The following is a 19326-nucleotide window of genomic DNA, read 5'->3' on the forward strand; positions in this document are numbered from 1 at the left end:
CCACACAACGGTTCGGGTGGGTCCGGGGTGTGTGGATCCGGGCTGACCGGACGACAGCGCGGGGCAACCCCCGCGACAAGGTCGATGTCGGCCCACGCTCGCGCGAGGCCGAATTCAGTGTCGCGCTCGCGCGGCCAAAGCCCGCAACGCGAGCCACCCGCGAGCCGCTCGACGATCGCGGCGAGGCCGAGCTCGCGAGCCACGTCAAAGCCGAAGCAACGCCCGCGCGGCCAAGGCTGGCAACGCGAGCCGCCCGCGCGCCGCTCGACGACCGCGGCAAGGCCGAGTTCGCGAGCCGTGTCGCCGTCGACGCGCTCGCGCGGCCGCCGTAGGCAGCTCGCGGCTGGCGCTAGCCGCGCGACGGCCCGTCCGCTGCCCGCGCCTGTGGCACGGCGGCGGGGCCGTGAGCCGCCACCGGGTCCGGCAGGCAGCCGCCTCCGAGCAGCGGCTGCTTGCCGGGCCGGTGCCGTCACACTGCGTCGCGACATTTAAATACACCAATCTCTTTTTGAGAGCTTGGCGTGAGCCTAACCACGCGCAGAGTCGATGTGAACCGGTTCAGCTGGCGACTATCGGGCAATGGCGTCTACAAGACAGCCGCTACTCGAACAGCGCCCGTCCCCAGTAGTCCTCGGGGCCTTCGACCCCGGCCGGGCACGCGAAGATTCCGCTGGAAACGTGCTTGATGTACTCGTTCAGCACGTCGTTGTCCGCCAGCGCCTTCTGTACCGGAATGAACGCTTTGGACGGATCGCGCTGGTACGCGATGAAGAACAGTCCCGCGTCCAGATGCCCCAGCTCGTCCGAGCCGTCCACAAACGAGTAGCCGCGCCGCAGCATCCGCGCCCCGCCGTGCTGCGACGGGTGCGCCAGCCGCACGTGGGCGACGGTGCCGATGACCAGTTCGTCGTCGGCCTTGGCCTTGAAGTCGGGCTCATCGAACTCCTTCGAGCCCGTCAGTGGCGCGCCTTCGCTCTTGTCGCGGCCGAAGATCGTCTCCTGCTCCGACAGCGAGGTGCGGTCCCAGGTCTCGACCTGCATCCGGATCTTGCGGGTCACCAGGTACGAGCCACCCGCCATCCACTCAGGACCGTCCTTGGCGCCGACCCACAGGTGCTTCTTCAGCTCCTTGGTCTCCTCGGCCTTCAGGTTGGCGGTGCCGTCCTTGAAGCCCATCAGGTTGCGCGGCGTCGACTGCGTCGACGAGGTGGACGCGGTCCGCCCGAAACCCAGCTGCGACCAGCGGATGCTGACCTTGCCGAAGCCGATCCGGGCCAGGTTGCGCACCGCGTGCACCGCGACCTGCGGGTCGTTGGCGCACGCCTGCACGCAGATGTCGCCGCCGGAGATCTTCGGGTCGATGTCGTCGCGCCGGAACAGCGGCAGTTCCTCCAGCAGTTCCGGACGCCGGTCGCCGATGCCGAACCGGTCCTCGCCGTCCTTGTCGAACAGCGACGGTCCGAACCCGACGGTCACGGTCAGCCCCGACGCGGGCAGTCCCTGCGCCTCACCGGTGTCCTGCGGCGGCGAGTCGTAGTTGCCGCCCACCGCGCCGCCCGGCCCGGCGAAGTCGCCGTCGCACATGCGCGCCGCCGCCTCGGTCCAGTCCTTCAGCAGCCCGATCAGTTCGTCGCGATCGGAGGTGATGACGTCGAAGGCCGTGAAGTGCAGCCGATCCTGTGCGGGCGTGGCGATGCCCGACTGGTGTTTCCCGTAGAACCTCACCGGGTTTGCGGCGTCGTTGCCGTCGGCCACGGCCGGGCTGACCTGTACCAGCTGCCCGGCCGCGAAGCCGGTGCCGACGGCGGCCGCCCCGGCCGCCCCCAGCGAGAAGAGTTTGCGCCGTTCCATGACGGGGTTTCCTTACCTGTCCTACTTCTTGGACACGACTCCGGCGACCTCACTGACCGGTTCGCCGAGCGCGTTGATGGCGTCGGAGAGCTCCTTCAGCTCCGACTTGGACAACTCGTCCCACAGCCGCCAGCCGTCGCCCTTGGCGTGCTCGCCCAGCGCCTCCTCGGCGGCGGCGAACTTCTCGTCCAGCTTCTTGCCGAGCTTGGGGTCCTTCTCGTCGATGACCGGGCGCAGCGAGGCAACCGCGGCCTCCGAACCGGCCAGGTTGGCGGCGAAGTCCCACAGGTCGGTGTGCGAGTAGCGGTCCTCCTCGCCGGTGATCTTGGAGGTGGCGACCTCGTCGAGCAGTTCCTTGGCGCCGTTGGCCAGGTGCAGCGGGGTCAGCTCCTCCTTCTCGGCCCGGTCGACGACCTCTTTGACGTCCTTGAGCAGCTGGTCGGCGACCTTGCCAGACTTGGAGACGTCCTTGGTTATCCACAGGTCGTACTCCAGCTTGTGGAAACCGCCGAACTCCGGGTCCTTGGGGCCCTTGGGGAAGTCGTCCTCGCGGGCGTCGACCCGCGGGTCCAGGTCGCCGAAGATCTCGGCCACCGGCTCGATGCGCTCCCAGTAGGTCCGCGAGATCGGGAACAGTTCCTTGGCCTTGTCGATGTCCTCGTCCTTGACGGCGTCGACGAACTCGCCGGTCTTGTCGACCAGCGCCTCCGACTGCTTGGCGACGTAGCGCTTGTAGGACTTCACGGCGTCGGCGAGGTTCTCGTCCTCGGTCAGCTTCTCGGCCTTGCCGGTGACGGTGAACTTGCCCCGGATGCCGTCGCCGACCATGCCGGGCTTGCACGCGGTCTCGTACTTCCCGGCGGGCAGTTCGACGATGAGTTCGCGGGTGTTGCCGGGGGTGATGTTCTCGACCTCGCTCATCACCCGGTCGCCCTTGGCGTACACGTAGAACTCGGTGACCTTCTTGCCGTCGTTCTTGACCTTGAAGGTGACGGTTCCGGCTTTGGCCTTGGTCGAGGCGACCTCGCAGCTGTCGTCGGTGGCGGTCACCGCGATCGGGCCGTCGTCACTTTCCTTGGCCTTCTCGGCACAGGCGGCGGTGGCGGTCAGGGCGAGTGCCGCGACGGCGACGGCGAACACGGGCTTGCGCATCTCTCTACTTCCTATTGCGGGGACTAGCTCGCCGAAGCGGTTTCTTCGGACTTGGGGGCTGCGGCGGGCGCGGGCTTCTTTCCGCTGGGCCACAGGAAGAACGTCAGGGCGGGGACCACATAGGCCACCCAGGCGATCGTCTCGACGACGCTGGGCGTCGCGGTGATGTTGAACATGCCCTCCAGCAGGTTTCCGTACCAGGAGTCCTGGGCGTACCAGCCGGAGATGTCGAAGGCGAAGGTGTTGAGGCCGGGCAGCGCGCCGACCTCCTGGAAGTCGTGGATGCCGTACTTGAAGATCCCGGCGGCCACGAAGATCAGCAGCACCCCGGTCCAGGTGAAGAACCGGCTCAGGTTGATCTTGACGGCGCCGTAGTAGATGCCGACGCCGATGGCCACCGAAACGGCGATGCCGACGATCGCGGCCAGCAGCGCCTCGGTCCCACCTTGGCTGGCGGTCGTCTGGGTCTCCAGGATCACCGCGGTCTCCAGGCCCTCCCGGATGACGGCCAGGAACGCCATGGTCACCACGGCGACGGGCCCCATCTTGATGGCCTGTTCGAGTTTGGCGCGCAGTTCCCCGGCGATGCGGCGGGCGGCCTTGCGCATCCAGAAGATCATCCAGGTCACGAAGCAGACCGCCAGGATCGAGGTGATGGCCTCGAACAGTTCCCGGCCGTCGGGGGTCAGCTCCCGGGTGCCGTAGTGCTGCACCGCCCAGGCGATGACGGTGATGACGACGGCCGCGGCGACCCCGCCCCACACGTGCGGCAGGTACTTGCGTTTGTCGCTTTTGACCAGGTACGCGACCAGGATGCTCACGATGAGCGTGGCCTCGAGGCCCTCGCGTAGGCCGATGAGGAATGTCGCGAACAGGGTGTCGAACATGGGGGCTTTCGGGTGTGGGGGCGAATACGACGGGTTGTTTAACTTAGCCATACCTAAGCTGAGCTTAGCCATACCTTAGAACATCGATCCACCCGGCACAATCACCCTGGTGCAACACCGCCCTGTTCGCCCCCGTATCGCCTACCGTGATGGCGACGCGAACACAGGAGGATGGACATGACGGCCTTGGGACACTCAGGACAACTGTGGCGGCGGGTGATGCGTCCCCGCGATCCCGACGAGCCGCATCGCGCCGCGACCGTCCTGGAACTGTTCTTCGACCTGGTCTTCGTCGTCGCGGTGGCGCAGGCGGCGGTCGGACTGGAGCACGCCTTCGTCGAGCACCACATCGGATCCGGCGTCGTCTACTACGCCATGGCGTTCTTCGCGATCTGGTGGGCGTGGATGAACTTCACCTGGTTCGCCTCGGCCTACGACGTCGACGACGTGCCCTACCGGCTTTTGACGCTGTTGCAGATGTCGGGCGCGCTGGTGATGGCCGCCGGGGTCGGCGACACGATCTCCGTCCACAACTACACCGTCATGGTCGCGGGCTACGTCCTGATGCGGGTGGCGATGATCGGGCAGTGGCTGCGCGCTGCGGCCTGCGATCCCGCGCGTCGGGTCACGGCGCTGCGGTACGCGGGCGGCATCGCGGTGGTGCAGTGCTTCTGGGTCGGGTGGCTGTGGGTCCCGGCGAAGTTCCAGATCCCGGCCTTCGTGGTGTTCGCGTTGCTGGAACTGGCGGTGCCGCCGTTCGCCGAACGGGTCAACGTCACCCCGTGGCATCCGCACCACATCGCCGAACGGTACGGACTGTTCACCATCATCGTGCTGGGCGAGTGCATCCTGGCGGCCACCACCTCGGTGCAGTCGGCGCGGGCGGCCGGGGCCGGTGGCGTCGAGCTGTACCTGCTGGCGGGTGCCGGACTGGTCATCGTGTTCGCGATGTGGTGGGTCTACTTCGATCAGCCGGGGCACGTCATGTTGCTGACGAGCCTGGCCAAGGCCCTGAAATGGGGCTACGGCCACCTGCTGATCTTCGCCTCGGTCGCCGCCGTGGGCGCCGGGTTGCAGGTGGCCGTGGCCGTCCATCGTGGAGATGCGGAACTGGGGGCGACGACGGTCGGGTACGCCGTCGCCGTTCCGGTCGCTGTGTATCTGCTCGGAGTGGGGGTGCTCCAGATATTCCCGCGCGCCTGTTGGCAGATGACCGTGGCGGTGCTGGTCGCCGTCATCGCCGTGCTGGTGGCGCCGTCGCTGCTGAAGTCGTCCATCGTGGTCATCGCGGCCTGCCTGGTGGTGCTGGTCGCCGTGATCGCCGTCCTCGACCATCGCCTGGCCCGGGAGGCGAACCCGGGTTGATCAGTGCGAAGGCAGCTCGGAGTGTCCATTGCCGAGGTTCGACATGTCGCTGGTGGGACGGCCACGGGTCAGCACGCTCACCTCACCACCCCGGGGCTGCTGGCGCATCTGCAGCGAACCGCAGGCGCAGCGCACCCAGGACAGCTGAGTGCTGTCGCGGGTCAGCCGACGGGAGATGACCTGGTACGGCTCGGCGTCGGGCCATCCGCAGTGTGGGCACAGGTTGTCCATGGCACGTTCCTTTCTCATTCAGGAGAGTTTTTCGAAATGGGGTCTTACCGAGAAATCCGGAGAATTTCCAAACGCAATCAACACGCGGCGACCTTCGGCAAGGATGCACTGAATTACGCTAAAGATCTAGCCGCTATTACTGCACAGAACTGTTAAGGGCTGACTTCATGATTGACCTCCGGCGCCTATATGTCCTGCGTGCTGTTTCGCATTACGGCACCGTCACCGCCGCCGCCAAGGCATTGCACTTGAGTCCGTCAGCAGCATCACAGCAAATCCGGCAATTGGCGAAGGAGTTGGACGTCACACTGCTGGAACCGCAGGGCCGTAATGTCCGCCTCACACCCGCGGCTCACGTATTGTTGTCACATGCGGACGCCATTGAGGCGCGATGGCGGCGGGCCGAAACTGAGTTGCACGCCACTGGAGCCGAGCCAGCGGGCGAACTTCGATTGTGCGGTTTTGCTACAGCAATTGCGACACTATTGGCCGCCACAGCTGAACTATTGCATGCACGGTATCCCGCGATGGACGTCAGGTTGCGAGAAGCTGAAGCCCGTGAATGTTTCGATCTGTTGTTTTCGGGGGACGCCGATTTGGCCATAGTGGAAGCCAATTTCGAGTCGCCGCCCCTCGACGACATCCGCTTCGACCAACAGCCGTTGTTCGACGACCCCTTCGATCTGGTCACCGCCGCCGACCACCCGCTCGCCGAACGCGACAGCGTCGCGCTGACCGACACCGCCCGGGAGCGCTGGATCCTGGGCCTGCCCGGCAGCACCTCCCGTCAGCACGTCCTGGCCGCCTGCAGCAACGCCGGCTTCACCCCCTCGGTCGCGCACGAGGCCGGCGAGTGGTCGGTGGCGGCCACCCTGGTCGCCCACAACCTCGGCATCGCGCTGGTCCCCCGGCTCGCCGAACTCCCGCCACACCTCGCGCTGTCCCGGGTCCCCATCGCCGGGCCGCACACCCCGTACCGGCACTTCCTCAGCTGCACCCGACGGGGCAGCCGCGAGTATCCGACGATCGCCGCCGCCTCGGAGGCCATTGAGGAGATTCGCGCCGAACGCGAGTCGGTCGAGGAAGGGCTGAACAATACATTGATTCATTGAAACTCGTCACAATAAGGTGCGGTGCGCGTCCGTTACTCGCGGACACGTACCCGGCACACGTATCGGGTTCTACTGAAGTAGAGAGGTTTCATCGATGCGGATACAACGTTCGCGCCTGGCGCGGAGGCTGACGGCGGTCTCGGCGCTGGCGCTGGTCGCGGCCGTCGCCGTGGCCACCACGGCGGCCCAGGCCTCCGCGGATCCCGTCGGCACCGGCACGTCGACGGCAACCGAGGAAAAGGCCGAGAAGAAGGTCAAGGAGGTCAACTTCGCCGGGACGGTGGCGCTCGACAACTGTTCCGGTTCGCTGGTGACCATGCCGAACTCGGCGCCCGAGGACAAGGCCATGGTGCTGTCCAACGGCCACTGCCTGGAGTCGGGCATGCCCGGCCCGGGCGAGGTGATCGTGGACGAGCCGTCCCAGCGCAGCTTCGAACTGCTGGACGCCTCGGCCAACGCCGTCGGCACGCTGACGGCCTCCAAGATCGCCTACGCGACCATGACCGACACCGACGTCTCGCTGTACGAGCTCACCGAGTCCTACGCCGAGATCAAGGACAAGTACTCGATCGACGCGCTGAAGGTCTCGGCCGAGCACCCGAAGGAGAAGACCGCCATCACCGTGGTCTCCGGCTACTGGCAGGAGACCTACGCGTGTGACATCGACGGCTTCGTCTTCGAACTGCGCGAGGCCGACTGGGTCATGAAGGACTCGATCCGCTACACCGAGGCCTGCAAGACCAAGGGCGGCACCTCGGGTTCGCCGGTGGTCGACAACGCGACCAACGAGGTCGTCGGCGTCAACAACACCGGCAACGAGAACGGTGAGGAGTGCACCATGAACAACCCGTGTGAGGTCGACGAGAACGGTCAGGTGACGGTCCGCGAGGGCATCAACTACGGCCAGCAGACCTACATCATCACGACCTGTGTGGACAAGGGCAACGTGGTCAATCTCGAGTTGGACGGCTGCACGCTGCCCAAGCCCTAAGGTCCTAACCGAGTAGATCGTCCAAGGTGTCCCCGATCTCGCCGAGCAGTCCGCCGCCGTTGTCGGCGGTGGGACTCGGTGAGGTCGGGGATGGTGATTCATCGGAGTTCTTGTCGCCCTTACGGCCGGGCTGTGGGGACGGGGACTCGGATTCGGCGTCGGTGGATGTGTCGCCGGAGCCGGTCGTGCCGCTCCCGGTTTCCTGCGTCGAGGCAGGGTTCTCGTCGTCGGTGGGTACGTCCAGCGGAGTGCCGTCTTCGCCGGGGAGTACACCGCACTCGCCGGGTAGTGGGCCCAGTTTGTCGGTGTCGTCGTCGAAGGACGCCGCGCACAGCAGCGCCTCCCGCAGTTCCTGCGACCGTTCGGCCGCGGAGTCCATCAGGTCCATGGAGTCGCCCAGCGAGGTGTGGGCCTCGTTCGGCGCGTCGTCCAGCAGGTTCGCCAGTTTCGGGGACTGGCCGTCGAGGAACTCGTCGATGGTGTCGAGAACCCCGGCGTCCTGCCGGTTGACCGCGGCACTGGTCAGCGACTTCATGCCGCTGGCGAGCTGCGAGTCCATATCGGATAGAGTTGTGTTCAGTGCTTCCGGGTTGCCGGATACCCGTCCGGCCTCGTCGAGCCGGGTCCGGGCGAACTCGAAGTACAGCTGTCCCCGGTTCACCTCCGAGCCCGCCAGCGCCAGCTGCGCTCGCTCGGCCGACCGTTTCACCGGGTACAGCGCGTCCCCGGGCAGCGCGTCAGCACTGGCCGTTGACACGCCGGAAAGCCCCAGCACCCCGACGGCCAGCGCGCTGGCCACGATCATGCGGCGGCCGCCCGACATGGGCTGCTTCGCTTGCGTGGCCGGTGTCTCTGTGTGTTCGGCCGTCGCCCCAATGCCCTGCGTGGCGGCAACGGCCAAAAGTCGCTGTCGCAACGCGGCCTGGAACTCGGGCCTCGGTGCTGTTGATTCACGGGTTTCGCGGGCGGTTTGATGGAGGGCTTCACTGACCTTCATCAGGGGGGAGAGGTCGTCGTCGTGGACGCTGCGTCGATGCCGCCGCCGTCCCCCTTGAGCCGCCTCGAGAAGTTCGGAGTATCGCTCCGCTCGTCGTTTTTCAATCGGATTGCCGATCATGGTGTCGTGCACCCCCTCTCGTCACGCGGTGCCGACCTATGCAACCCTTCCAACGGGTCACACCGCCAGAAGGTTACGGTCTTACGGAAAGACGTGCTACCGCTCACGCGCCAAGCTGAGCGCATGGCGATGCCGTCCGCCAGATTTTGTCGTGAATAAGACACCGCGCGGCCCCCCTCGTGGATCCCCCCGGCCGGTCATCGGCCAAATCCCTCCGGAAGCAATCTCGCGAGTGTGCGAACGGCCCGGTACTGGAGCGCCTTGATGGCGCCCTCGTTCTTGCGCATGTATCCGGCGGTCTCGGCCACCGACATCCCCTGGAGGAACCGCAGCACGATGCACTCGCGCTGGTCCGGGTTGAGTTCCCGGACGGCCTTGAGCAGGGTGACGTTGAGGAGCTTGTCGCAGACGGTGTCCTCGGGGTTGCCCTCCGGCGCCCGCTCCTCGCGGTCGATGTCCAGCACCTCGGCGGTGGACATCTCCAGCCGGTAGCGACCGGACTTGAAGTGGTCGGCGACCAGGTTGCGGGCGATCGTGACCAGCCAGGCGCCGAAGTCACGGCCCTGCCAGGTGAAGGTGGAGATGCGGCGCAGTGCCCGCAGGAACACCTCCGAGGTCAGGTCCTCGGCGAGCTGCCGGTTGCCGACCCGGAAGTAGATGTAGCGGTGCACGATCTCGTTGTAGCGGTCGTAGATGCGCCCGAAGGCGTCCACGTCGCCGTCCTGGGCCCGGGCGACGAGCTCCCGGACCTCGGCGGGACCCACCTCCGCCGAGCAGGACTGCGAGTCGGGTTGACCGGAGTCGTCCTCCCCGCTGTTACAGGAGGGCTCCTCTCGATCCCCGTCGGAAGCCGGGGACGGAGCCTCGACTCGGGAGGGATTCAGGTCTACGGTCAGCATCTGCCGCAGACTGGTGAGACCATCGCGCAGCGTTTGGCGAGACGCCTGAAACTGCGGCGTGACGGTTCCTGCGGTGACCACCGGTACGGTGCCGGGCACTTAGGGCCTCCTCGGGTGAGGGGTTGTCGGTTCCCAAGGTCGTTGAGGGCGAACCGACCCCGTGATGATAGGGCCAATCTCGCCGGATTGTGCGGATCTGATTACTCAGTCCGAAGATTGTGTCTCGGATAGGAGACGCCGCAGACGGACCGTTTGTGCGACATCTTCGTCACTGTCACTCCAACGGGTGTGCCGTCCCGTTCGAACGGTCGTCGACACCGCCCTGACCTGCGCGTTGGCTAGGGTTTGAGTGGCGGAACTCCTCTGACACGAAAGGTGGAACCGTGCCCCGGTTGCGACTTTTGACCACGAAGCACTGTCACCTGTGTGCGGCGGCCCGGGAGGCTCTCGGGCGTGTCGCGGCCACCGCGGGCGTCGACTGGGACGAGGTGGACGTCGCCGACGACGTCGCGCTCGCCCGCGAGTACGGCGACCGGTTGCCGGTGGTGTTGCTGGACGGCCGCGAACACGGGTACTGGACCGTGGAGGAAGCGCGATTGCTGCGCGATCTGAACGCCGGTTGAGCACGCCGGGCATCGCCGACCCGGGCCAGGGCTGTGCGGTGCGCGCGTGATCCGCGGGCCGTCACAACCGCGTCGTAGGCTGCCACGCATGGCTAAACATCTTGTCTGGGACTGGAACGGCACCCTGATCGACGACTTCGCGGCGGTCGTGGAGGCCACGAACCTCGCGATCGGCACCGTCGGCGGTCAGCAGCTCGACGCCGCCACGCACCGCGAGCGCTTCTTCCGCCCGGTGGCCGACTTCTACAGCGAACTGGCCGGACGGGAACTGCCGCCCGCCGAGTTCGCGGAGCTGGACAAGCTGTTCCACCAGCACTACCACAGCAAACTGGCCGAGCACGGCCTGACGGTCGACGCCCGCGCGGCCATCGCGGCCTGGCCGGGCACCCAGTCGCTGCTGTCGATGTGGTTCCACAACGACCTGGTGCCACTGGTGACCGAGCACGGCCTGGTCGAGCACTTCGCCCGCATCGACGGGCTGCGCGAGACCGTCGGCGGAAACTCCAAGCACCCCTACCTGGTGGCGCACCTGGAGGCGCTGGGCATCGACGCCACCGACTGCGTCCTGATCGGCGACTCGGTCGACGACCACGTCGCGGCGGCCACGGCGGGGGCGAGTTGCGTGTTGTACGCGGGCGGCTTCACCTCGCCGACCCGGCTGCGCGCCACCGGCGCCCCGGTGGCCGAGTCACTCACCGAGGCCGTCGCGCTGGCCCTGGGCTGAGTGCCGCCGACCGGGGCGGTGAGCCGCGCGCTAGAGTCGGAGGTGACTTCTACTACATGCCGTCGAAGATCACTGGGCGAATTGCCTGTCGGTAAGCGTTATCGCTGCGCACCACGCCGACGGTCGATTTGTGCAAACCTTCACAAGCATTTAGGCTTTACCGGCAACGGCGCCTTGTTGGGCGCGTAACAGCTTTCACGGGCGCTCGCCGCCCCGTGCTCACGTTTTCGGAGACAGCTTGCCTACCGGTGACCCCCGTGCGAACCCCACGGCCGATCCTCGGGACATCCCCGACGCGACGGTGGCACGCCTGCCCGAATACCTGCACGCGTTGCACACCCTCGCCGAGGCGGGGCTGAGCACCGTCTCCAGCGAGGCGCTGGCCGCCGCGGCGGGCGTCAACTCCGCCAAACTGCGCAAGGACCTGTCCCAGCTGGGCTCCTACGGGATTCGCGGCGTCGGCTACGACGTGGTCATGCTCAAGCAGCAGATCTCGGACGTGCTGGGCCTGACCCGGCACCACTCGGTGGCGCTGGTCGGCGTGGGTCACCTGGGGCAGGCGCTGGCCGGGTACGCCGGTTTCGCCAACCGGGGCTTCGCCATCTCGGCGCTGTTCGACATCTCGTCGGAGCGGGTGGGCACCATGCTGGGCGGCCTGCTGGTGCGGCACCTGGACGAACTGCCGACGGTCGTCGCCGCGGAGCGGATCTCGATCGCGATGATCACCACTCCCCCGTTGGCGGCGCAGCGTGTCGCCGACTCGCTCGTTAAGGCAGGTGTGACGAGCATCCTCAATTTCGCGCCCTGTGTCCTCGATGTGCCTGGCAACGTTGATGTCCGGAAGGTGGACCTGGCGGTGGAGCTCCAGATCCTGTCCTTCCACGAGCACCGCAAATCCCAAGGCTTGAACGAGAAGGAGGCGGTATGAACCTTCTGGTCGTAGGGGCTTCACACCGCACGGCTCCGGTGGACCTGCTGGAGAAGCTCGCCGTCGACTCCGACACCGTCTGGGCGATGACGCAACGGCTGCTGGCCGGGCGTTACGTCGAGGAGGTCGTCGTCCTGTCGACCTGCAACCGGGTGGAGATCTACGCCGCCGTCACCGGTTTCCACGGCGGTCTGGTCGACATCGCCGACGAACTGGCCGAACTGGCGGGCATGAACCGGGAGGCGCTGTCGGGGCACCTGTACATCCGGCACGAGACCCAGGCCGTCAAGCACGCCTTCGCCGTCGCCTCCGGCCTGGATTCGCTGGTGGCCGGGGAATCGCAGATCCTCGGGCAGCTGCGCGACGCCTACGACACCGCCAAGGAGTCGGGCTCGGTCTCGCGGATGCTGCACGAGCTGATGCAGCAGGCGCTGCGGGTCGGCAAACGGATCCACTCCGAGGCCAATGTGGACGCTGCGGGCCCGAGTGTCGTCAGCGCCGCGCTGGACCTCGGCGAGCAGCAATGGGACCGTGAACTGGCCGGTTCCCGGGTCCTGGTCGTCGGCGCCGGTGCCATGGGCGCGCTGGCCACGGCCGCCACCACCCGCCGGGGCGCGACTTCGGTGACCATCGCCAACCGCGACGGCGCCCGCGCCAAGCGACTGGCCGCCAACCACGGCGCCGCCACCGTCGAGTGGGACAACCTGGCCGAGGCGGTCGCACAGGCCGACGTCGTCGTGACCGCGACCGGCGCGAGCCGTCCGGTGCTGACCCTGGAGACGCTGCGCGACCGGCGCGACAGCCTGCTGATCTGCGACCTGGCGGTGCCCCGCGACGTGGCGCGCGAGGTCACGGGCCTGGCGGGCGTGCACGTCGTCGACATCGAGACGCTCAGCCAGCAGGGCCGCACCGCCCCCGACCGCGAGTACCTGGACGCGGCGCGCCGGATCCTGGCCGAGGAGGTCGAGGCCTTCTGCGGCATCGCCCGGGCGGCGCAGGTGGCGCCGACGGTCGCGGCACTGCGCACCCGCGCCGACGAGGTCGTCGACGCCGAGCTGTCGCGACTGCGCCGCCGCACCCCCGAACTGAGCGACGACCAGCGCGCCGAGGTTGCGCACACGGTTCACCGGGTAGTACGTCAACTGCTGCACCAGCCGACCGTGCGGGTGAAACAGCTGGCCGAGGAGCCGGGTGGGGAGTCCTACGCGCGAGCGTTGCGGGAACTGTTCGCACTCGACAGTCCGGGACTGGAGTCCTTGGAGGGCAACGAAACGGCCGAGGCGCTGCGTGTCGTCCCTGACGACAGCGCCGGAAACGATAATACACATTGGACTTCAATGTGACTTTTCGCGGGACGTTCGGTAAGGTCTACGCCCGGCGAGCGGCGATGACGCGCGCGCCAGCTGTGACTTTCCGCGCGATCAGCGACGGGGCGGCGATCGATATGGCTATGGAAATACCTATGGAGCGAAGTAAATGAATGATGTTCACAATCTCCCCGGACGTGTCCGATTCGTCGGAACCGGCCCCGGAGACCCGGGCCTCTTGACCAAACGGGCCCTCGACGCGATCGCCGTGGCCGATCTGGTGGTGCACGACCGCAATCTGCCGCAGCAGATGCTGGAGGCGGCGCAGGAGCACGCGGGGGACAACGCCGTGTTCACGGTGGCCGACGCGACGTCCACCGAGCTGATCAAGGACCTGATCACCGCCGCCCGCGAGGGCCGCAACGTCGCCCGGCTGCTGACCGGCGACGCGTACCCCAACGCGACCGCCCAGGACGAGATCGCCGCGATCCTGGACACCGAGGTGGCCGTCGAGGTCATCCCCGGCGTCAGCTACGCCTCCGCCGTGGCCGGTTACGCGGGCATGCCGCCCGGCGGCCTGCGCACCCTCATCGACGTCGACGACGTGTCGCAACTGGACACCACGACGCTGGCCGCCGCGATCGCCAACGGCACCCTGGTGCTCACCAGCGACGTCGCCAACCTGGCCGTGGTGCGGGACAACCTGCGCGCCACCGGCATCGACTCGGCCACCCCGGTCGCGGTCACCGGCGACGTCACCGGCGAGACCCAGTTCACCGCGACCTCCACGGTGGACACCTTCGTGGAGGCGGCGCTCGGCTTCGCCGGCCGCGTCGTCATCACCATCGGCAAGGGCGTCGAGGACCGCAACCGGCTGGGCTGGTGGGAGAACCGGCCGCTGTACGGCTGGAAGGTGCTGATCCCCCGCACCAAGGAGCAGGCCGGCGAGATGAGCGACAAGCTGCGCGAGTACGGCGCCATCCCGTGCGAGGTGCCGACCATCGCCGTCGAGCCGCCCCGCACTCCGGCCCAGATGGAACGCGCCATCAAGGGCCTGGTGGACGGCCGCTACGCCTGGATCGTGTTCACCTCCGCCAACGCCGTCAAGGCCATCTGGGAGAAGTTCGCCGAGCACGGCCTGGACGCGCGCGCCTTCGGCGGTCTCAAGATCGCCTGCGTCGGCGACGCCACCGCCGCCAAGGTCCGCTCCTTCGGCATCGAGCCGGAGCTGCTGCCCACCGGCGAGCAGTCCGGAACCGGTCTGCTGGAAGTGTTCCCGCCGCACGACACCATCCTGGACCCGGTCTCGCGGGTGCTGCTGCCGCGCGCCGACATCGCCACCGAGGCACTGTCGGCCGGGTTGCAGGAGCGCGGCTGGGAGGTCGACGACGTCACCGCCTACCGGACGGTGCGCGCCTCGCCGCCGCCCGCCGACATCCGCGACGCCATCAAGTCCGGCGGCTTCGACGCTGTGTTGTTCACCTCATCGTCGACCGTGCGGAACCTGGTCGGTATCGCCGGCAAGCCGCACGCCCGCACCGTCGTGTCGGTGATCGGCCCGCACACCGCCGAGACCGCCACCGAGTTCGGCCTGCGTGTGGACGCGCAACCGCAGCACGCCAACATGCCCAGCCTCGTCGAGGCGCTCGCCGAGTACGCGGTGGCGCTGAAGAAGCGGATGGCCGAGGCCCCGGTGAAGCAGCGTCGCGGCGCCAAGGCGCAGGGTCCGACCGCGCTACGGTTTCGGTCATGAGCGAAACCGTTGAACCTTCGGGGTTTCCGCGAATCCGGCCCCGGCGGCTGCGCCAGGGGTCCGCGATGCGCCGCATGGTCGCCGAGACCCGGGTGCACCCGTCCGACCTGATGCTGCCGATGTTCGTCCGCGAGGGACTTGACGCGCCGCGTCCCATCCCCTCGATGCCGGGCGTCATGCAGCACACCCGCGAGTCGCTGCGCAAGGCCGTCGTGGCCGCCGCGCACGCCGGGGTCGGCGGCGTCATGATCTTCGGCGTACCCGCCGAGAAGGACGCCACCGGTTCGGGCGCCATCGACCCCGACGGCATCGGCAACCTCGCGCTGGCCGACGTCACCGCCGAGGTCGGGGACTCCCTGGTGGTCGTGTCCGACCTGTGCCTCGACGAGTTCACCGACCACGGCCACTGCGGCGTGCTCGCCGCCGACGGCAGCGTCGACAACGACGCCACCCTGGAGCGGTACGCCGACATGGCCATCGCCCAGGCCCAGGCGGGCGCGCACATGCTGGGCGCTTCGGGCATGATGGACGGTCAGGTCGGCTACGTCCGCACCGCCCTGGACCGGGCCGGTTTCGAGAACACGGGCGTGTTCGCCTACGCCGTCAAGTACTCCTCGGCGGCCTTCGGGCCGTTCCGCGAGGCGGTCGAATCGGCGCTGCAGGGCGACCGCCGCAGCTACCAGCAGGACCCCGCCAACGCCCGCGAGGCGCTGCGCGAGGTCGAACTGGACGTGGCCGAGGGCGCCGACATCGTCATGGTCAAACCGGGACTGCCCTATCTGGACATCATCAGGGCGGTGTCCGAGCACGTGACGGTTCCGGTCGCGGCCTACCAGGTCTCCGGCGAATACTCCATGGTGGAGGCAGCCGCTGCCAACGGCTGGATCGACCGGGAACGCATGATGCTCGAATCACTGGTGTCGATCAAACGCGCCGGGGCCTCGATCATCGCGACCTACTGGGCCGAGGAAGCCGCGCGGCTGCTGCGCGAGGAACGTTTCTGAACCCGTGACGTCCATGCCGACGATGGAACCCGAGGCTTTCCATTCACCGTTGCGCGATCAGCTCGAGTTGTTCCTCGACGAGTACCGTGCCGCGCTGCGTGACAGCCTCGACGGCTTGACCGAGGAACAGGCCCGGCAGTCCTTGGTGGCTTCCAAGACGACGCTGCTGGGCCTGGTCAAACACGCGACCTTCGTGGAGAAGGTCTGGTTCGACGAGGCGGTGAGGTGCCGGTCTCGCGCCGAGATCGGCATTCCCGACACCCCGGACGAGTCCTTCGATCTCGACGCCGACGACACGATCGCCAGCATCCAGCGGGCTCACCGTGAAGCCTGCGAAGCCTCCCGCGAGGCCACGGCGAAGCTGACGCTGGACGACGTCGTCACCGGCAACCGTCGCGGCCCGCTGCCGCTGCGCTGGGTCTACCTGCACGTGCTGCGTGAACTGACCCAGCACCGCGGCCACGCCGACATCCTGCGCGAACAGATCCTCGACGGCACCGCCGAGGGCTAGCGGCTCAGTCGAGGCAGAACTCGTTGCCCTCGATGTCCTGCATCGCGATGCACGACTCGTTCTCCTCGTCGGCGGGCAGCAGTTGCACCCGAACCGCGCCGAGCGGGAGCAGTCGGGCGCACTCGGCCTCCAATGCGGCGAGGCGTTCCTCCCCCACCAGCCCGGTGCCGACCCTCACGTCAAGATGCACCCGGTTCTTGACGACCCTGTCCTCCGGTACCCGCTGAAAGAACAGCCGCGGGCCCACACCCGAGGGGTCGACGCATGCGGACCAGGTATCGGGATCGTCGGACGGCGTCAGGTCGTAGCCCAGCACCGCGCACCAGAACGTGGCAACCCGCTCGGGCTGGGCGCAGTCGAAGGTGACCTGGAACTGTTTGACCGAGGGCATCGGTACACCATATAGGCGCTTGCCTATGGAGCCGGTTCAGGTGCTGGCTCGGTGTCCGGGCTGGTCCGGCGGGACCAGTAGCCCGCCAGCAGCGAGCCGGAGACGTTGTGCCACACCGAGAACACGACGGCCGGGAGCGCCGCGGCCGGGTTGAAGTGCGCCATCGCCAGTGCCGCGGCAAGCGCCGAGTTCTGCATGCCGACCTCGATGCTGATGGCGCGCCGTCCCGTGACGGGCATGCCGAAGACCCGCGCGATGCCGTAACCCAACGCCAGGCCGCACACATTGTGGACGATCACGGCCAGCACGACGAGCGCCCCGACCTTCAGCAGAATGTCGGCGCTGCCCGCCACCACGACCATGACCACGACGGTGATGCCCGCGACCGACACCAGCGGCAGCGCGTCCTCGCAGCGGTCGACGACCTTCGGGACGAAGCGGCGCAACAGCAGGCCGATCACGATCGGGACCAGCACCACCTGGACGATCGAGAAGAACAGGTCGCCCACGTCGACGGGCAGGAACCGGCCCGCCAACAGCCACACCAGAACCGGGGTGAGCAGCGGAGCCAGCAGTGTGGACAGGGTGGTCATCGCGACCGACAGCGCGGTGTCGCCGCGCGCCAGGAACACCATCACGTTGGAGGCGGTGCCGCCGGGCGCCGCGCCCACCAGCACCATGCCGACGGCCAGCATCGTGGGCAGGTCGAACGCGACCGCGAGCCCGTAGCCGAGCAGCGGCATCACCACGTACTGGGCGGCGACGCCCAACAGCACCGGGATGGGACGTTTGCCGATGATCGCGAAGTCGGCCGGACGCAGGGTCATGCCCATGCCGAGCATGATCACCGCCAGCAGCCACGGCACCGCCGGGGCGGCGAAGGCGAAGGCCGACGGCGCGGCGAGGGCCACGGCTCCGGCGGCCAGGACGATGACCGGGAACCACCGGCCGGTGAAGGCGCCGATGCGCTGCAGGGCTGACACGTGCGGGATCCTTTCCGAAGTCGGGCCACCGTACGTCGGATTGCGTGTTTCGGCAGCTTTGTCCCAGTATGCGAAAGCCCGGGAAGGTCGCGACGGTGCCCGGACCGGGCCGTGCGAAACTTGGTGCGCTCGCCCCGGGAGGTTCCGATGGAAGACAAGCGCGCCAACGGTTCCAGTGGCAAACCGCCGTTCCTGGAGCGGCACGGCACCGCCGCGTTCGCCGTGGTGGCTACGCTCGCGGTGGCCGCACTGGTGATCGTGCCGCAATTCACTGAGGACGAGTCGCCGTCCGACGACCCCAGTCCCTCGATCAGCACGGTGACGCAGACCCCGGACCTGACGGCGTTGGGCGAGCGGATGTGTGACAAGCCCGCTCCGCAGCCGGACACCAAGGCGTACCAGGGCAAGGGCCCGCACAAGTTCACCGCGTTCGACGGCGACACGACGAACCTGGAGTTCGCCCAGCTCACCCCCGACTGGGTGACGAAGGACGCCGCCGAGGTGGAGCTGGTGGTGTGCTTCGACGCGAGGTTCGTCAAGGTGGTCAACACCTGCGACCTGCGCAACAACGACGACGAGATCGTCGAGGTGGACGTCCTCGCGTTCGACTACCACTTCCGGATCTTCGAAGCCAGGACCGGCGACCTGCTGGACGAGCAGGTCGAACGCGCCGACGATCCCACCTGCCCGACGTCGGTGCTGATGGAGGCCGACAAGAAGAGGTGGAGCGTGGACTCCCCCGTCGACGAGGACCGGGTCCGCGACATCGTCGAACCCTGGGTGACGGCCACCGTCGACTAAAAGGCGCGCGAAAAAGCGAGGCCGACGCGAACCACCTGCCAGTAGTACGCGCCAGCCTCGCTCAAAAACCCCTCGGAGAACGCTAGATCGGCGTCGCGTCGGTGAGCAGTTCGATCAGGTTGTCGAACTCCTCGTTCGGGGCGACCCCACATTCGTCGGTCTTCATCTCGACCGGTTTGCCCTCGCTGAGTTCCACCTTCAGCTGGAACGTCGGCATGTCGTTGCACTGCTTGTCGGACTTCTTGTTCGTGTCGGTGATGCCCTTCGTGCCCGCCAGGTCGATGAGCTGCTTCAGCTCCTTCGACGACAGGTCGCCCTTCTTCGTGGCCATCTTGGCCTTCACGTAGGACCACTTGCCCTCGGCGTCGATCTCGAGGGTCTCCTCGTTGCCCGCGAAGCCGCCCGACTTCGTCAGGGTCACCGTGGTGACGTCCCCGGCCAGTTTGTCCTTCGAGCTGCTGGACCCCGAACCGGATTCTTCCTTGTCCTCGTCCTTGCCGCCCTGGTCTGACGCCTCGGACGACTTGTCGCCGGACGAGCTCGCCGAGTCCTCCTTCGGCTCGCAGGCCGTCAGCGCCACCGCGACGGCGCCGGTCAACACGAGAGCGGAAATCCTGATGAGCTTCATGGTCCTGTGACGCGCGGAAACCGCCGGGGGTTCCCGGTCGCCGAAAATTTTTCCGCGTGACACTATTC

The 19326-nt window shown here is 67.5% G+C and carries 21 protein-coding genes; 12 read left to right on the top strand and 9 right to left on the bottom strand.

Features of this window, described 5'->3' with window-relative positions:
* Positions 1-29: 29 nt before the first annotated feature.
* On the top strand, positions 30-332 hold the full coding sequence (locus tag SNAS_RS28120; protein ID WP_041625226.1) for a hypothetical protein: 303 nt from the start codon (positions 30-32) through the stop codon (positions 330-332).
* Between the two features lie 268 nt (positions 333-600).
* Here the strand turns inward: SNAS_RS28120 and efeB are convergent, their stop codons facing one another.
* Genes efeB through efeU form a run of 3 tightly spaced genes read right to left on the bottom strand, consistent with a single transcriptional unit; the run spans position 601 to position 3890 of the window.
* Complete coding sequence (gene efeB, locus SNAS_RS28125) at positions 601-1851, bottom strand: iron uptake transporter deferrochelatase/peroxidase subunit (RefSeq protein ID WP_013020885.1); 1251 nt, start codon at positions 1849-1851, stop codon at positions 601-603.
* Positions 1852-1872: 21 nt separating this feature from the next.
* The gene (gene efeO / locus SNAS_RS28130; RefSeq protein WP_013020886.1) at positions 1873-3003 is read right to left on the bottom strand and encodes an iron uptake system protein EfeO; all 1131 of its coding nucleotides are present in this window, start codon (positions 3001-3003) and stop codon (positions 1873-1875) included.
* Positions 3004-3026: 23 nt separating this feature from the next.
* Positions 3027-3890, bottom strand: coding sequence for an iron uptake transporter permease EfeU (efeU, locus tag SNAS_RS28135; protein ID WP_013020887.1), 864 nt, complete (start codon positions 3888-3890; stop codon positions 3027-3029).
* Between the two features lie 177 nt (positions 3891-4067).
* Between efeU and SNAS_RS28140 the strand changes: the two genes are divergently transcribed.
* Positions 4068-5255, top strand: a complete 1188-nt coding sequence (locus SNAS_RS28140; protein ID WP_013020888.1) for a low temperature requirement protein A — start codon at positions 4068-4070, stop codon at positions 5253-5255.
* Here SNAS_RS28140 and SNAS_RS28145 read toward each other — a convergent pair whose 3' ends face one another.
* Positions 5256-5504: a hypothetical protein gene (locus SNAS_RS28145; RefSeq protein ID WP_211207262.1), complete on the bottom strand. Its 249-nt coding sequence runs from the start codon at positions 5502-5504 to the stop codon at positions 5256-5258.
* A gap of 149 nt (positions 5505-5653) precedes the next feature.
* Here SNAS_RS28145 and SNAS_RS28150 point away from each other — a divergent pair, with 149 nt between their 5' ends.
* Positions 5654-6598, top strand: a complete 945-nt coding sequence (locus SNAS_RS28150; RefSeq protein WP_013020890.1) for a LysR family transcriptional regulator — start codon at positions 5654-5656, stop codon at positions 6596-6598.
* Positions 6599-6692: 94 nt separating this feature from the next.
* Positions 6693-7589: a S1 family peptidase gene (locus SNAS_RS28155; protein ID WP_013020891.1), complete on the top strand. Its 897-nt coding sequence runs from the start codon at positions 6693-6695 to the stop codon at positions 7587-7589.
* Between the two features lie 4 nt (positions 7590-7593).
* Here the strand turns inward: SNAS_RS28155 and SNAS_RS33455 are convergent, their stop codons facing one another.
* Positions 7594-8412: a DUF5667 domain-containing protein gene (locus SNAS_RS33455; protein ID WP_052305176.1), complete on the bottom strand. Its 819-nt coding sequence runs from the start codon at positions 8410-8412 to the stop codon at positions 7594-7596.
* 491 nt (positions 8413-8903) lie between these two features.
* A complete protein-coding gene (locus SNAS_RS28165) occupies positions 8904-9704 on the bottom strand; it encodes an ECF subfamily RNA polymerase sigma factor, BldN family (RefSeq protein ID WP_013020893.1) in 801 nt (266 codons plus the stop codon).
* Between the two features lie 284 nt (positions 9705-9988).
* Between SNAS_RS28165 and SNAS_RS28170 the strand changes: the two genes are divergently transcribed.
* From SNAS_RS28170 to SNAS_RS28200, 7 genes are all read left to right on the top strand, one after another.
* Positions 9989-10228, top strand: a complete 240-nt coding sequence (locus SNAS_RS28170) for a glutaredoxin family protein (RefSeq protein WP_013020894.1) — start codon at positions 9989-9991, stop codon at positions 10226-10228.
* A gap of 88 nt (positions 10229-10316) precedes the next feature.
* Positions 10317-10952, top strand: coding sequence for an HAD family hydrolase (locus tag SNAS_RS28175; protein WP_013020895.1), 636 nt, complete (start codon positions 10317-10319; stop codon positions 10950-10952).
* Between the two features lie 238 nt (positions 10953-11190).
* Entirely contained in the window at positions 11191-11880 is a 690-nt protein-coding gene (locus tag SNAS_RS28180; RefSeq protein WP_013020896.1) for a redox-sensing transcriptional repressor Rex, read from the top strand.
* Complete coding sequence (locus tag SNAS_RS28185; protein ID WP_013020897.1) at positions 11877-13223, top strand: glutamyl-tRNA reductase; 1347 nt, start codon at positions 11877-11879, stop codon at positions 13221-13223. Before SNAS_RS28180 ends, SNAS_RS28185 begins: the two co-directional genes overlap by 4 nt.
* A 133-nt stretch (positions 13224-13356) precedes the next feature.
* Complete coding sequence (locus SNAS_RS28190) at positions 13357-14940, top strand: bifunctional uroporphyrinogen-III C-methyltransferase/uroporphyrinogen-III synthase (protein ID WP_013020898.1); 1584 nt, start codon at positions 13357-13359, stop codon at positions 14938-14940.
* The gene (hemB, locus tag SNAS_RS28195; protein WP_013020899.1) at positions 14937-15944 is read left to right on the top strand and encodes a porphobilinogen synthase; all 1008 of its coding nucleotides are present in this window, start codon (positions 14937-14939) and stop codon (positions 15942-15944) included. The genes SNAS_RS28190 and hemB overlap by 4 nt, the downstream gene beginning before the upstream one ends.
* 13 nt (positions 15945-15957) lie before the next feature.
* Positions 15958-16455: a DinB family protein gene (locus SNAS_RS28200; protein ID WP_013020900.1), complete on the top strand. Its 498-nt coding sequence runs from the start codon at positions 15958-15960 to the stop codon at positions 16453-16455.
* Between the two features lie 4 nt (positions 16456-16459).
* Here the strand turns inward: SNAS_RS28200 and SNAS_RS28205 are convergent, their stop codons facing one another.
* Positions 16460-16846 carry a VOC family protein gene (locus SNAS_RS28205; protein ID WP_013020901.1) on the bottom strand — a complete coding sequence of 129 codons (387 nt, stop codon included), beginning with the start codon at positions 16844-16846 and terminating at the stop codon, positions 16460-16462.
* A 23-nt stretch (positions 16847-16869) separates the two neighbouring features.
* Complete coding sequence (locus tag SNAS_RS28210; protein WP_013020902.1) at positions 16870-17829, bottom strand: bile acid:sodium symporter family protein; 960 nt, start codon at positions 17827-17829, stop codon at positions 16870-16872.
* A 147-nt stretch (positions 17830-17976) separates the two neighbouring features.
* On the opposite strand from SNAS_RS28210, the gene SNAS_RS28215 reads away from it, so the two are divergent.
* On the top strand, positions 17977-18630 hold the full coding sequence (locus SNAS_RS28215; protein WP_013020903.1) for a hypothetical protein: 654 nt from the start codon (positions 17977-17979) through the stop codon (positions 18628-18630).
* Positions 18631-18712: 82 nt separating this feature from the next.
* Here SNAS_RS28215 and SNAS_RS28220 read toward each other — a convergent pair whose 3' ends face one another.
* Positions 18713-19258: a hypothetical protein gene (locus SNAS_RS28220; RefSeq protein ID WP_013020904.1), complete on the bottom strand. Its 546-nt coding sequence runs from the start codon at positions 19256-19258 to the stop codon at positions 18713-18715.
* Positions 19259-19326 lie beyond the last annotated feature (68 nt).

Origin of the sequence: Stackebrandtia nassauensis DSM 44728 (assembly GCF_000024545.1) — a bacterium.
Classification (GTDB): Bacteria; Actinomycetota; Actinomycetes; order Mycobacteriales; family Micromonosporaceae; genus Stackebrandtia; species Stackebrandtia nassauensis.

What these genes read in the sequence shown, in the direction of transcription:
- efeB (WP_013020885.1), bottom strand. Translation starts at nt 1,851, where the DNA reads ATGGAACGGCGCAAACTCTTCTCGCTGGGGGCGGCCGGGGCGGCCGCC.
- efeO (WP_013020886.1), bottom strand. Translation starts at nt 3,003, where the DNA reads ATGCGCAAGCCCGTGTTCGCCGTCGCCGTCGCGGCACTCGCCCTGACC.
- efeU (WP_013020887.1), bottom strand. Translation starts at nt 3,890, where the DNA reads ATGTTCGACACCCTGTTCGCGACATTCCTCATCGGCCTACGCGAGGGC.
- SNAS_RS28140 (WP_013020888.1), top strand. Translation starts at nt 4,068, where the DNA reads ATGACGGCCTTGGGACACTCAGGACAACTGTGGCGGCGGGTGATGCGT.
- SNAS_RS28145 (WP_211207262.1), bottom strand. Translation starts at nt 5,504, where the DNA reads ATGAGAAAGGAACGTGCCATGGACAACCTGTGCCCACACTGCGGATGG.
- SNAS_RS28150 (WP_013020890.1), top strand. Translation starts at nt 5,654, where the DNA reads ATGATTGACCTCCGGCGCCTATATGTCCTGCGTGCTGTTTCGCATTAC.
- SNAS_RS28155 (WP_013020891.1), top strand. Translation starts at nt 6,693, where the DNA reads ATGCGGATACAACGTTCGCGCCTGGCGCGGAGGCTGACGGCGGTCTCG.
- SNAS_RS33455 (WP_052305176.1), bottom strand. Translation starts at nt 8,412, where the DNA reads ATGTCGGGCGGCCGCCGCATGATCGTGGCCAGCGCGCTGGCCGTCGGG.
- SNAS_RS28175 (WP_013020895.1), top strand. Translation starts at nt 10,317, where the DNA reads ATGGCTAAACATCTTGTCTGGGACTGGAACGGCACCCTGATCGACGAC.
- SNAS_RS28185 (WP_013020897.1), top strand. Translation starts at nt 11,877, where the DNA reads ATGAACCTTCTGGTCGTAGGGGCTTCACACCGCACGGCTCCGGTGGAC.
- SNAS_RS28190 (WP_013020898.1), top strand. Translation starts at nt 13,357, where the DNA reads ATGAATGATGTTCACAATCTCCCCGGACGTGTCCGATTCGTCGGAACC.
- hemB (WP_013020899.1), top strand. Translation starts at nt 14,937, where the DNA reads ATGAGCGAAACCGTTGAACCTTCGGGGTTTCCGCGAATCCGGCCCCGG.
- SNAS_RS28200 (WP_013020900.1), top strand. Translation starts at nt 15,958, where the DNA reads ATGCCGACGATGGAACCCGAGGCTTTCCATTCACCGTTGCGCGATCAG.
- SNAS_RS28205 (WP_013020901.1), bottom strand. Translation starts at nt 16,846, where the DNA reads ATGCCCTCGGTCAAACAGTTCCAGGTCACCTTCGACTGCGCCCAGCCC.
- SNAS_RS28215 (WP_013020903.1), top strand. Translation starts at nt 17,977, where the DNA reads ATGGAAGACAAGCGCGCCAACGGTTCCAGTGGCAAACCGCCGTTCCTG.
- SNAS_RS28220 (WP_013020904.1), bottom strand. Translation starts at nt 19,258, where the DNA reads ATGAAGCTCATCAGGATTTCCGCTCTCGTGTTGACCGGCGCCGTCGCG.